General features: G+C 56.1%; 9 protein-coding genes. 6 read left to right on the top strand and 3 right to left on the bottom strand.

What is annotated here, in order from left to right; genetic code table 11:
- Window positions 1–2505 carry a glycosyltransferase family 2 protein gene (locus NQF86_RS08695; protein ID WP_266117255.1) on the bottom strand — a complete coding sequence of 835 codons (2505 nt, stop codon included), beginning with the start codon at window positions 2503–2505 and terminating at the stop codon, window positions 1–3.
- Window positions 2506–2765: 260 nt separating this feature from the next.
- On the opposite strand from NQF86_RS08695, the gene pstC reads away from it, so the two are divergent.
- The 4 genes from pstC (at window position 2766) to phoU (ending at window position 6191) form a co-directional block, all read left to right on the top strand.
- Window positions 2766–3710: a phosphate ABC transporter permease subunit PstC gene (gene pstC, locus NQF86_RS08690; RefSeq protein WP_266117254.1), complete on the top strand. Its 945-nt coding sequence runs from the start codon at window positions 2766–2768 to the stop codon at window positions 3708–3710.
- An 86-nt stretch (window positions 3711–3796) separates the two neighbouring features.
- A complete protein-coding gene (gene pstA, locus NQF86_RS08685; protein WP_266117277.1) occupies window positions 3797–4615 on the top strand; it encodes a phosphate ABC transporter permease PstA in 819 nt (272 codons plus the stop codon).
- 20 nt (window positions 4616–4635) lie between these two features.
- Complete coding sequence (gene pstB / locus NQF86_RS08680) at window positions 4636–5454, top strand: phosphate ABC transporter ATP-binding protein PstB (RefSeq protein ID WP_266117253.1); 819 nt, start codon at window positions 4636–4638, stop codon at window positions 5452–5454.
- A gap of 20 nt (window positions 5455–5474) precedes the next feature.
- Window positions 5475–6191, top strand: coding sequence for a phosphate signaling complex protein PhoU (phoU, locus tag NQF86_RS08675; protein WP_266117252.1), 717 nt, complete (start codon window positions 5475–5477; stop codon window positions 6189–6191).
- An 89-nt stretch (window positions 6192–6280) separates the two neighbouring features.
- Here phoU and NQF86_RS08670 read toward each other — a convergent pair whose 3' ends face one another.
- Both NQF86_RS08670 and NQF86_RS08665 read right to left on the bottom strand, forming a co-directional pair.
- Window positions 6281–7699, bottom strand: coding sequence for an amino acid permease (locus NQF86_RS08670; protein WP_266117250.1), 1419 nt, complete (start codon window positions 7697–7699; stop codon window positions 6281–6283).
- 178 nt (window positions 7700–7877) lie between these two features.
- Window positions 7878–8498 carry a TetR/AcrR family transcriptional regulator gene (locus NQF86_RS08665; protein WP_266117249.1) on the bottom strand — a complete coding sequence of 207 codons (621 nt, stop codon included), beginning with the start codon at window positions 8496–8498 and terminating at the stop codon, window positions 7878–7880.
- A 267-nt stretch (window positions 8499–8765) separates the two neighbouring features.
- On the opposite strand from NQF86_RS08665, the gene NQF86_RS08660 reads away from it, so the two are divergent.
- Both NQF86_RS08660 and NQF86_RS08655 read left to right on the top strand, forming a co-directional pair.
- Window positions 8766–9935, top strand: coding sequence for an efflux RND transporter periplasmic adaptor subunit (locus tag NQF86_RS08660; RefSeq protein ID WP_407652898.1), 1170 nt, complete (start codon window positions 8766–8768; stop codon window positions 9933–9935).
- Between the two features lie 6 nt (window positions 9936–9941).
- Window positions 9942–13085, top strand: a complete 3144-nt coding sequence (locus NQF86_RS08655) for an efflux RND transporter permease subunit (RefSeq protein ID WP_323670754.1) — start codon at window positions 9942–9944, stop codon at window positions 13083–13085.
- The last annotated feature ends 1 nt before the right edge of the window (window position 13086 follow it).

The following is a 13086-nucleotide window of genomic DNA, read 5'->3' as shown; positions in this document are numbered from 1 at the left end:
TTAGGACCATAGGTCTTCAGGACCGTTGAGGTCAAAGAAGGTCCGCAGATCCTGCTTGAAGTAATGTGGGTACGTTGGATCTTTTTTAAAGAGCGGATTGTCTTTCCAACGCTCCAGCATGACCTGTCTTTCGTGGAAGAAGCGGGCTTCCTGCTCAGGGCGGTTGTCACTGCCGCGAGAGTAGCTTTCATGATGGATCGCTTCGGCCTCGGCACAGAAGATGATCCGGTGTCCGTGGTCACGGATCTTCAGGCAGAGGTCAACATCGTTGTAGGCCACGGCCAGACCGACTTCATCAAAGCAGCCAACTTCATCAAAGACAGCATGAGACACCATCAGGGCAGCCCCTGTTACGGCGGTCACCTCGTGGTTGAGGCGGAGACGGCCAATATAGCCGAAGTCCGTTGCAGACTGGAGACGATGGACATGCACACCAATGACTTCCGGTCCCACGGCGACACCAGCGTGCTGGATGGTGCCGTTAGGATAGAGAAGACGGGCACCAACAGCGCCAACATCCGGGGATGCCAGCATCTCCTGGACCATCTTTTCCAGGAAGTCTGGCTGGGTGATGATGACGTCATTGTTCAGGAAAAGCAGCAGATCGCTCTTGCTTTCCTTGGCAGCCAGATTGTTCAGGCGAGCGTAGTTGAACGGTTCTTCCACGCGCAGAACATTGACCTGCTTGTTCTTCTTGACGTCTTCCAGCCAAGCCAGTGTGTCCTTCTGAACCGAGAAGTTATCCACGAGAATGATATCAAACTTGCGGTATTTCTGGGTTTCCAGCAGGGACTCGACACAGTTCCGGGTCATTTCCAGCTGGTCGCGGAAAGGAATGATAACTGTGAGAGTTGGCTGACGGCGGAATGGCCAGCTCACTGCATAGAGGCTCAGGCGTTCCACGGAGGAAACGTTGGCTTTGATCTTACGGCGCTTCAGATGGTCCGTAACGCAGTCAACGCCAGCCTTAACAGCATAGCCCTTATTGCCAATGTTGCTGGCTGTGGAGTTAGGCGTTTTGCGCCAGTGATACAGGATCTCCGGCACGTGGTGGATGGCCTCACGGGGGATGATTTCCGTAGCACGAAGCAGGAAGTCATGATCCTGGGCACCGTTATAGCGGCTCTCCAGCGGACCAACCTTGCGTACCACGTCTGCATCCATGAAGGTCAGATGGCAGATATAGTTGCAGCCCAGCAGATAACGATAGTCATAGGCTGGTTTCAGGTTGGGCTCGAGGAAGTGACCCGCAGCGTCCACCTTGTCTTCATCGCAGTAGAGCAGCTTGGCGCCGGTATCCAGGGCGGCACGGACCATGCGCTCCAGAGCGACATCAACGAGCAGATCGTCATGATCGAAGAAGGCGATGTAGTCGCCCTTGGCGTTCTTGATCGCCTCGTTGGTGGCACCAGCAATACCCTGGTTTTTCTTCAGAGCAAAGGCGCGGACGCGTTTGTCCTTCTTGCTGTATTCTTCGATGAGAGCCGTTGTCTTTTTGCACTGGCTACCATCGTCAACAAGAATCAGCTCCCAGTTCTGGTAAGTCTGGTTCAGGACGGACTCGACAGCCGCACGGAAGTCACCTTCATCGGGGCGCCATGTCGGGCAGAGAACGGAGACAAGCGGGCTTTTCTTCAGGGGGCGAGCTTCCCGCTGGAGAGCGGTCTGTTCACGCAGGAGGTTGTAGTAGCTTTTTGCCCATTTGTCGTAGTGCTGCAGATTGAGCGGCTTGCGGGGAATCAGCGAGCGTGTGCTGCTCCGTAGAGCTGTCAGCTGCTGGTGCAGGCCAGCAATGGTATTTTCAATCTGAACCAGCTTTGCCGTCAGCTGGTCATCGACCAGGGAGGTCACCATCGGGCTGCCAGAGAGGGGCACTTCATCCGGCATGGTCATAACGGTGATGTTGTGCGGAATCCCGTCATGGTAGCGATGCGGAATAGGGAACTCAAAGCCGCAGTTCGGTTCGCATTTCAGGGCTTCAACAACATCGCCGCGGTAGCAGTCGGCGCGGATGGTGCCGAGGGACACACCATCAATCTTGACGGAGATGATGACATTGCCAGTCCAGCCCGCACCGGGGAAGTCGCGGGAGACGATCCAGCCACGCAGGAGGCCTTCATGCAGACCATCCACGTTGCTCATGTATTCGGTGAATGGTTTCCGTGTGAAGGTGACAACTTCGTGGCCAACTTCTGGGTTTTCGGAATCCGGAAAGAGGAGGGCACTGCGGTCTTCAAAACGAATGGACAGATCATGAGGCTGGCCATCACAGGCTTCAACTGGCAGAGTGAACTGAAAGCCGAGTTTCTCGCTGGGAGCGAGCAGAACATCGCGAACGTCCTCACGAGGAAGATCGCAGACAGCCTGCATGACCTCCTGACCGTCCATCAGGATGTGTAGCAGAACAGGTTGGACGGGGTCGCGCAGGTTGACGGCCCAGCCGCGAACGATACCGCTCTGGCCGTCTATAGCGTCGATGTAACCCCGGAATTGGTTTGCGGGCAAGGCCCCCTCCTGGAAATAAGGTGTGAAGAAAATGCGCTATCTTCATAATTATGAAATAATTTTGTGGCAAGTGCACGGAATTTCCTATTGTGGGTCGGAGAATTACAAAAAAAAGCCCTTTCAATGGAGGTAATTTGCAGCAAAGGCTTTGCCGGAAGGTTGTCCTTTGCCGGCAGGGAAGGTAATGCACGAAGGCATAGGCGGCCAGCATGGGTTAAGATGGCGGCCACCGCAGTTGAAACGGCCAAGGCTTTGGACACATGCGCATGACGCCCGTATCGCGATCATCACACCGCAGAGCGGGGTTTGATACCGTTTTTCATGGGCTCCTCTGGATATGTGCGCTCTTGGTGCTGGCGTTGCTGGGTGGGCTTATCCTGTTGATGGCAACGGGTGGATGGCAGGCATTCACAACGTTTGGTCTGGCTTTCTTCACAAGTGCGTCATGGAATCCTGTTAAGGATGTGTACGGGATCTTGGCCCCCCTGTTGGGGACAGCCGTGAGCACAGCCATTGCCATGTTGATTGCCGTGCCTATGGCATTCGGAACCGCCTTCTGGCTGGTCTATATCGCTTCGGCACGGTTTGCTTCTATTGTTGGGACAACCATCCAGCTTCTGGCGGCTGTTCCCTCCATTATTTTCGGCATGTGGGGCTTTCAGACCATTGTGCCGTTCATCGCCCGTTATATTCAGCCTTTCCTGAACCACCATCTGCGGCACGTTCCTATGGTGGGACCGCTGTTCACAGGGCCGCCGGTGGGGACGGGGCTTGTGACGTCCGGCATTGTATTGGCGGTGATGATTGCTCCCTTTATTACGGCTGTAATGGTGGATGTATTCGGAGCCGTTCCTCCCATGTTGCGGGAAAGTGCTTTCGGACTCGGCGCAACACGCTGGGAGATGATGCATAAGATTGTCGTGCCGTGGTCCCGTAATGGCATGATTGGGGCCATTGTACTGGGCATGGGGCGGGCCCTTGGCGAAACGATGGCTGTGACGTTCATCATTGGTAATGTCACCACCGTGGGCTGGTCACTCTTTGCCCCTCGTAGCACCGTAGCCTCTTTGATTGCCCTTCAGTTTCCAGAAAGTCCGGCAGGCTCCCTGCGTCTTTCTTCTCTTATGGCGTTGGGTTTCATTCTCATGCTTCTTTCCTGTGTCAGCCTTGTTCTGGCGCGTTGTCTCAGGGGGAAACGTCAATGACGGAACCTGTAACTTCTCCGACCTCCTCACATGAGGTAGGCAAGGCCGATTCCACCCCGGATCTTTGGCGTCCGGGGCGTAAGGCGATGCGGCGGCAGATGCTGGATTATGTCGCTACAGTGGCCAGTGTTGCGGCGGGCAGTATTCTGCTGCTCGTTCTGGTCTCCATTCTCTGGACATTGCTTAGCCGTGGGCTGGTCGGGATCTCATGGGCCACACTGACCCGCACCATGGGGCCACCCGGTTCCGGTGGGGGGTTGGCGAATGCTATTATCGGGAGTCTGTTGCAGACAGGGCTTGCGCTGCTGATGGCGGCTCCGGTCGGGTTGATGTGTGGCATCTACCTTTCGGAATATGGTCGTAACGGGAATCATTTTGCCAGTGTCGTGCGTTTTGTCGCTGACATGCTGATGTCTGCACCATCTATTCTGATTGGTCTGTTCATCTATCAGCTTCTGGTGGTTCCGTTCGGACATTTCTCCGGTTTCTCCGGTGCTGTGGCTCTGGCCGTGCTGGCGCTTCCGTTGATTGTGCGGACAACGGAGGACATGCTTCGTCTGGTGCCGACAGCTATGCGGGAGGCTGGTGCCGCTCTGGGGGCAGCCCGCTGGAGGGTCATTATTTTCCTGTGCCTGCGTTCGGCACGGAAAGGCGTGATGACCGGCATCCTGCTGGCTCTGGCTCGTATGGGGGGTGAGACGGCGCCGCTGCTCTTTACCTCTTTGGGCAATCAGACCATGTCCATGGATATGACCCGCCCGATGGCCAGCTTGCCTATTGCCATTTATCAGTATGCTGGCGCTTCTTATGAGGACTGGGTGCAGCTGGCATGGACAGGCGCCCTGCTGGTGACATTTGGTGTGCTTCTCATCAACATAACCGTGCGGCTTTCATCCCGTCATTGAAATCAAGGGGAGAGACCTTCATGACTTCCGTTCCGCTGCCTTCTTCCGAGCATGCTGCTGGACCGTCAGACACAGGGCCTGAACAGGAGGTTGCGCTCTCCGTACGGGATCTGAACTTCCATTATGGAAGTCACCATGCCCTGCATGGGATTTCTCTGGATTTTCCGGCCCGGTGTGTCACGGCCATGATTGGCCCCAGTGGCTGCGGGAAGTCCACCCTGCTGCGGGTGTTCAACAAGATTTACGATCTGTATCCCGGTCAGCGGGCGACAGGTGAGGTTCTGTTTGACGGACGCAACATTCTGGAAGACTCCATCAATTTGGACATGCTGCGGGCCCGTATCGGAATGGTGTTTCAGAAACCTACGCCGTTTCCCATGTCCATTTATGACAACATCGCCTTCGGTGTCCGTCTTCATGAGAAGCTGAGCCGGACCGAGATGGATGAACGTGTGCAGGATGTGCTGACCCGTGTCGCCCTCTGGAATGAGGTGCGGGACCGGCTGCACGCTCCAGCGACAGGCCTTTCCGGCGGGCAGCAGCAGCGCCTGTGCATCGCACGGAGTATCGCAACCCGGCCTGAGGTTCTTTTGCTGGATGAACCAACCTCCGCACTGGACCCGATTTCTACGGCCCGGATTGAAGAACTTCTGGATGAGCTGAAAGAGGAGTTCACCATCGCCATCGTGACGCATAACATGCAGCAGGCTGCACGTTGTGCCGACCGTGTTGCCTTCTTCTATCTCGGCAGGCTGGTGGAAGTGGATACGGCAGACCGCATCTTCACCAACCCCCGTCAGAAGCAGACGCAGGATTATATTACTGGCCGGTTTGGATAAAGCGGGAAGGGAGAGAGACTATGCCACATGAGCGTTCTCATATCGTCTCAAGCTTTGAGCAGGAGCTGGAACAGCTCCGGGCGATGATGGTGAAGATTGGCCGTATTGTGGAGGAGCAGGTGAGCCTTGCCCTTCGGGCCATTGCAGATCATGACGAAGCCGCCGCCGATGAGGCGACACGCCTTGACCCCGATGTGGATGAGCTGGAGCGTGAGGTGGAAGGGTTGGTTATTCGCCTTCTTGCTCTGCGGAGCCCAATGGGGGCGGACCTGCGGGAAATCGTTGCGGCTCTGAAGATCACGGGTGATCTTGAGCGCATCGGTGATTATGCGGCATCCATTGCGCGCAAGGCGATCAAGGCGGCTTCCAGTGAGGGGCATATTTCCCTGTCCGGCCTGCGGAGCATGGGTCGTCTGGTGCGGGAAAATCTGGGTAGAACGGTGGAAGCCGTCATTAATCACGATGCCCATCAGGCCATGGAGGTCTGGCATGCTGATCGTGGTGTGGATGAGCATTATGTGACGCTGTTCCGTGAGCTCGTTACCTACATGATGGAAGATGCCCGCAATATCCGTGCCTGCACGGAACTGCTTTTCATCGCCAAGAATCTGGAACGGATTGGCGATCACGCCACCAACGTGGCTGAGCGTGTTTATTATGCGGTGACGGGTGAAAACCTGCCGACATTGCGCCCTCGTGGGGGCAGCCCGGATACACAGGGGCTTGGTAAGCGCTAGTCTGAAAGACAAGCCATTACTGGAAAAGAAACCCCCCGGCAGGTTCATCTCCTGCCGGGGGGTTTTTGTAGGTTCCGACCGTATGACGATCAGGATTCTGAAGGATCATCCTTACGTTTGAGGAGTAACCACCCTCCGTAGAAGATCAGGGCCAGTACGGGGATGGAGGCAACGGTGATGGTCCCCGAGGGATAGTCAAAGGCCATCATGACCAGTACCAGAAGCAGGAAGGCCAGTGTCAGCCAACCTGTGTAAGGAGCGCCCGGCATGGAGAAGCCCGTGGTAGCGATACGGCCCCGCTTGATGGCCCTGTGTAGGCGCAGCTGGCAGAGCAGGATCGTAGCCCATGTGCCCAGAATACCCAGAGAGGAGATGCTCAGCACGATCTCGAAAATCTGCGTGGGGTACAGATAGTTCATCAGTACGCCAATCAGATAGATAAAGAGCGTGACGCCAATGCCCACATAAGGGACAGCATTACGGTTCAGTTTGCCCATGGCCTGCGGGCCAGAGCCGCCAAGTGCCAGCGCACGCAGGATGCGCCCTGTGGAATAGAGACCAGAATTGAGGCTTGAGAGAGCTGCCGTCAGCACGACAAAGTTCATGATGCTATCAGCAGCAGGCAGGCCCAGCTTATGGAAGAAGGTGACGAACGGGCTTTCACCAGCATGGTAAGCGGACCACGGCATGAGGCAGACCAGCAGAGCTACTGAACCAACATAGAAGACGACAATACGCCAGATCACGCTGTTAACGGCGCTGGGCACGACCTTGCGGGGATGCTCGCATTCACCTGCCGCAATCCCGATGAGCTCGGTGGCAGCATAGGCAAAGACGACACCCTGCACCAGCATGAGAGAAGCCACCATGCCATGGGGGAAAATACCACCGGATTCAGTGATGAGATGGATGCCCGGTGTGTAACCGCCGACATGTGTCCCGCTCAGCAGGATATAGCCACCTACACCCAGGAAGATGACCAGCGTGAGAACTTTAACCAGAGAGAACCAGAATTCAATCTCACCAAAATAGCGGACCCCGGTGAGGTTAACAGCCCCGACCACAACCAGCGCTCCGAGAGCGGTGAGCCACTGGGGAATGTGCCCGAACATGGGCCAGTAATGGACGTAAAGCGCAATAGCGGTGATGTCCACAATGCCGGTCATGGCCCAGTTGAGGAAGAAGAACCAGCCTGCTGCATAGGCAGCGCCTTCCCCAAGGAACTCACGGGCATAGGTGACGAAGCTGCCGCTGCTGGGGCGGTACATGACCAGCTCGCCCATGGCGCGAAGGATCATGAAAGCGCAGAGCCCGCAGATGGCGTAGGTAATGGCCAGAGAGGGACCGGCGATCTGGAGGCGGGACCCAGCCCCGAGAAACAGCCCCGTGCCGATGGCGCCACCGATGGCGATCATCTGGACATGACGGCGGCTCAGGTCCTTCTGGTAGCCTTCCTCGGAGACATTGGCGGGCTCAGGGCGGTTCGTGTCGGGGGGTGGAGTGGTCATGCGCTAATCCTGCAATGAGCGGTCTGTGGGCCATGGCCTGGGCAATGGGACCCTCGTTTCTGTCTGGTCTGCCATGTGCTTTACGAATAGATTCTATAACCAACGGCAAAGACTTTGCCAATGCGTGGTACCGGGAAAGCTGTTTTTATAAAGGATTAATAGGTCCGTTACGGTCTGTTTATTGCTTAAAAGACCCGGACGATGCGTAGCAGCCATGTAGAAAGATGCGGAGTCCTTCATTCAGATAGTGGCGAAGACTGTCCTGATCCCGTGCCGGGCCGCAATGGGCTAGTCGGGACAGCATGGGGCCACCAACCGTCAGGCCAAAGAGATGGTCAGCCGCATCAGCTGCATTGTTGAAAAAGAGCTTTCCAGCTTGTTTCTGCTCATCAAGCCAGTTCTGTATTTTCGTTTTGTTGCCGGAAACGTGGAAAAGCTCGGTCATGAGCTGCTGGATGGAGGGGGATCGGTTGGTTTCGCCAATGATGGTCCGCATCAGGCCGAGCCGTTTCTCGCAGAGAAGAATCTCCGCCATCTGGAAGATCATGGCTCGGAGTTGTTCTTCCAACCCTGTTTCTGGGATGGAGGAAGGGGTGAGAGGCACGAAAAGCTCGGAGAGAAGCAGTTGCTCCAGCAGGTCTCGCTTGGATGGGAAAAAGAGATAGAGCGTCTTTTTCGACATCCCGGCATGATGGGCGATATGGTCCATCGTAGTGTGGTGGTAGCCCTGCTTCTGGAGCAGAGTGCAGGCAACCTTCAGGATGGTTTTGCGGCGGTCCGTGTCATCATGGGGCTGCATGGCGCCACACTCCTTGCGAAATGGAAAATGGAAGCAGGCTTTGTTCCCGATTTTGGCATGGGGCTGTCAAGCCCTATTGGGAAAGATCCCTCAGGCTCGTGCTTTTTTAACCTATGCAGCCAATATGGGATTGACGGCCATGATGGAAACTGAGTAGTTTCCGCTCCCACTCGTTTTTTCATGGCGAGATATGATGCAGGCAGGATTATTTGTCTGTAGTTTTATTCTTCTGTGTCCAATTCCTTAGAGAGCCGCCTGTCTATGCGCATGTTCCGTCCAAAACTGGCTGTGTGTCTGTCCCGAACGGTCTTTTATGGCAGTACGGCTCTGCTTGGGCTTGGTGTTCTGGCAGGCTGCCAGAAGAAAGCCCCTCCGGCTCCACCCCCGCAGTCCGTTGCTGTTGTCACTCTGCATAAAAAGAGCGTTGCGTTGGAGACATCCCTGCCGGGGCGGACTGATGCCTATGAGCAGGCGCAGATACGCCCGCAGGTCAGTGGGGTTCTGGTATCCCGTACCTTTGAGGAAGGGAAAGACGTTCAGGCCGGGCAGCCTCTTTACCAGATCTATATTGCGCCTTTTCAGGCAGCGTACGATCAGGCTCGTGGGCGGCTTATGGAAGCGCAGGCCAGTGCTATCCGTGCCCATGCCCAGCTGAAGCGGTATAAGGCGCTGGTCGGGCCACGGGCCATCAGCCGTCAGGATTATGACAATGCGCTGGCAACGGCCCGGCAGGCGGATGCTGAGGTTGTACAGGCACAGGCCGCCGTGGAAACGGCTCAGGTCAATCTGAACTATACGCATGTGCAGTCACCGATTGATGGCCGTATTGGCAGGACACTCTATACAGCGGGTACGCTGGTAACGGCTAATCAGAGCACGCCTATTGCGGTGGTCACACGGCTGGACCCGATCTATGTGGATGTGAATCTGGCAGCAGAAGATATGATCCGCCTACGGCGTGAACTGGCTTCCGGTCAGCTGGAGCGTAACGGAAGTGAAGCTGCTGTCACATTGGAACTGCCCGATGGGTCCACCTACAATCAGACAGGCCAGTTGAAACTCTCCGAAGTAACGGTTGACCCTGCCACGGGGACGCTGGTGATGCGGGGTGTCATGCCCAATCCGGATAAGCTGCTTCTGCCGGGTATGTTTGTGCATGCTCATATCAAGGAAGGAAGCGACCCGAATGCGCTGCTTCTGCCACAGGTTGGCGTGCAGCGGACACCCAAGGGTGACCCCTATGTCATGGTGGTGGATGGGCATAATCATGTTCATATGCGCATGGTTTCGCTGGGCCAGACGGTGGGGTCTAACTGGCTTGTCACCAAGGGGGTGAATGCTGGTGAGAAGGTCATTGTGGAAGGGTTGCAGAAGGTCAAGCCGGAAGGGGAGGTTAAGCCTTACGAGGCCAATCTGGCCGAGATGGGGCTGGAGTAACGGCGCATGTCATTGTCACGTTTCTTTATCGACCGTCCTATCTTCGCTTGGGTGGTTGGGCTTATCATCATGCTGGTGGGGGGTGTGTCCATCACCCGTATGCCCATTGCCCAGTATCCAACCATTGCTCCGCCGCAAATTGCCATCACTGTGGATGATCCCGGTGCCTCGGCAGATACGGTCAACAACACGGTGGTGGAACCGATCCTTCAGCAGATGTCCGGTCTGGACCATCTGGAATATCTGTCTGCCCAGTCTTACGGCAGTGGCCATATGGAAATTGACCTGACCTTTGAGCAGGGAACGAATCCCGACATTGCTCAGGTACAGGTGCAGAACAAGCTGCAGCTTGCTCAGCCACGCCTGCCGCCAGAGGTGGTCAGTCAGGGGTTGAGCATCACCAAGGCAGCCAAGAACTTCATGCTTGTCATCGGCTTCATCTCTACGGATGGGAGCATGAGCGGGCAGGATATTTCGGACTATGTGGCGTCCAACGTGATGGACCCGCTTTCCCGTATTTCCGGCGTGGGGGATCACACGCTGTTCGGCTCTGAATATGCCATGCGTATCTGGATGGACCCGGACAAGCTGTACAAATATGGCCTGACCGTGAGTGACGTGCAGGCTGCTGTTCAGAGCCAGAATATTCAGGTGGCTTCTGGTGAGCTTGGTGGTTTGCCAGCCCGTAAAGGGATTGGGTTTGATGCCAATATCATCGGGCCTGTCCGTCTGACGGAACCAGAGCAGTTCAGCAATATGCTGTTGAAGGTCCAACAGGATGGCAGTCAGGTCCGCATGAAAGATATTGGCCATGTGGAGCTTGGTGCACAGAGCTATAATCTGACATCCCGTTATAATAATGAGCCTGCCACGGCCATGGCCCTGAAGCTGGCACCGGGAGCTAACCAGCTTGTGACGGAGGAAGCTGTCCGGGCGAAAATCGCACAGCTTTCCCAGTTCTTCCCCAAGGGGTTGAAGGTCGTTTATCCGCTGGATACGGAGCCCTTCATCACCCACTCCATCGAGGAAGTGATTGAAACACTGTTTGAAGCCATTGCACTGGTCTTCATCGTGATGCTTGTGTTCCTCCAGAATTTCCGGGCCACCCTGATCCCGACCATTGCCGTGCCGGTGGTACTTTTGGGGACGTTCGGGATGCTGTCTGTCCTTGGTTACAGCATCAACACGCTGACCATGCTGGCGATGGTGCTGGCTGTGGGGCTTCTGGTGGATGATGCCATCGTGGTGGTGGAGAATGTTGAACGTGTGATGAGCGAGAAGAAGCTCTCACCGCGGGAAGCCGCCCGTGAATCCATGGATGAAATTTCTGGGGCGCTGGTGGGTATTGTGCTGGTTCTCAGTGCGGTCTTCCTGCCTATGGCGGCTTTTGGTGGGTCCACTGGCGTGATCTACCGGCAGTTCTCCATCACGGTGGTGGCGGCCATGTGGCTGTCCGTTCTGGTGGCAATGGTCATGACACCCGCTCTTTGCGCTACCATGCTCAAGCCGACCAAGCATGAGGTGCATTTCCGCCCGGCTGTCTGGTTCAATAACTGGTTTGACCGGCTGACACAGCGTTATGTGGGGGGCGTGCGGCATATGCTGCGTCTGCGTACCCCGGCTATGATCGTTTTTCTCGGTCTGACGGCTCTGGTGGGCTACCTGTTCATAAAGGTGCCGACTGGCTTCCTGCCAGATGAAGATCAGGCTCTCATTTTCGGGCAGGTCAGCATGCCTGCCGGTGCGACTGATGCGCAGACAGGGGCCGTCAACCGCCGGATCACGGATTACGTATTGAAGACCTATGGTCAGGATGTGGAATCCGTCTTCACCATGAACGGCTTCAGCTTTGCCGGGCAGGGGCAGAATGCCGGGGCGTTCTTTATCCGTCTCAAGCCGTGGGATGTGCGGCCGGGATATGAACATTCCAGCATGGCCATTGCCAATAAGATCATGAAGCATTTCTGGGGCGACCCGGCGGCGCAGATTTATGCCCTGAATCCTCCAGCGGTGATGGAGCTTGGTAACGCAACCGGCTTTGATCTGGAGCTTGAAGACAATGGCCATATTGGTCATCAGGCCTTCCTTGCGGCCCGGAACAAGCTTCTGGCGGCAGCGTCTAAAAATCCGCTTCTGGCTGCTGTGCGTCCCATGGGGCTGGAAGATGCGCCCCAGTTCGTGCTGGACCTCAATCGTGAGAAGGCCAATGCGCAGGGCATCAGCAATGCGGAGCTCAACACAACCATTCAGGGGGCTCTGGGGTCGATCTATGTCAATCAGTTCACCCGTAATGACCGTGTGAAGCAGGTCTATATTCAGGGTGAACCATTCTCCCGCATGACGCCGGAAGATCTGAATCGCTGGTATGTCCGCAATAATGTCGGGGATATGGTGCCGTTTAATGCTTTTGCTGCGGGGCACTGGATTGTTGGGCCGCAGAAGGTGGAGAATTATAACGGTCTGAACTCTTACGAGATTCAGGGTGTGCCTGCCGTTGGTGTCAGCTCTGGTCGGGCTGTGGCGGAGATCGAGAAGATTCTCAAGACCCTGCCGCCGGGTGTCGGGCATGAATGGACGGGCCTGACCTTCGAGCAGCTGGCCTCTGGTAATGCGACAGGGCCGCTTTATGCTCTGGCTGTTATCGTGATCCTGCTCTGTCTGGCCGCTCTTTATGAGAGTTGGGCGATTCCTTTTGCTGTTCTGCTGGTGCTGCCGCTGGGCGTGCTGGGGGCCATTGGCTCAACACTCTGGCGGGGGCTGAGCAATGACGTGTATTTTCAGGTTGGGCTGCTGACAACGGTTGGTCTGGCCGTGAAGAACGCCATTCTGATCGTGGAGTTTGCAAAGTTCTTCTATGATCATGGCGATACGCTGGAAGACGCCGTGATGAAGGCCGGTCAGGAGCGTCTGCGCCCTATTCTTATGACCTCCATTGCGTTCGTCTGTGGTGTGTTCCCGTTGGCTATTGCCACGGGGGCGGGGGCAGCGTCTCGTGTGGCTATCGGTACCTGTGTGGTGGGCGGGATGCTCACAGCCACCATACTGGCCGTCTATTTTGTGCCGCTGTTCTTTGTGGTCGTGCTGCGTGTCTTCAAGGTCAAGCGGCTGTCGGAACGGCATGAGGCAGGGCAGGAAGGAGACCACGCATGAG

Source organism: Bombella pluederhausensis (genome assembly GCF_026385525.1).
Classification (GTDB): Bacteria; Pseudomonadota; Alphaproteobacteria; order Acetobacterales; family Acetobacteraceae; genus Bombella; species Bombella pluederhausensis.
The sequence above is the reverse complement of the archived record's forward strand: the minus strand, read 5'-3'. Positions and strand labels throughout refer to the sequence as shown.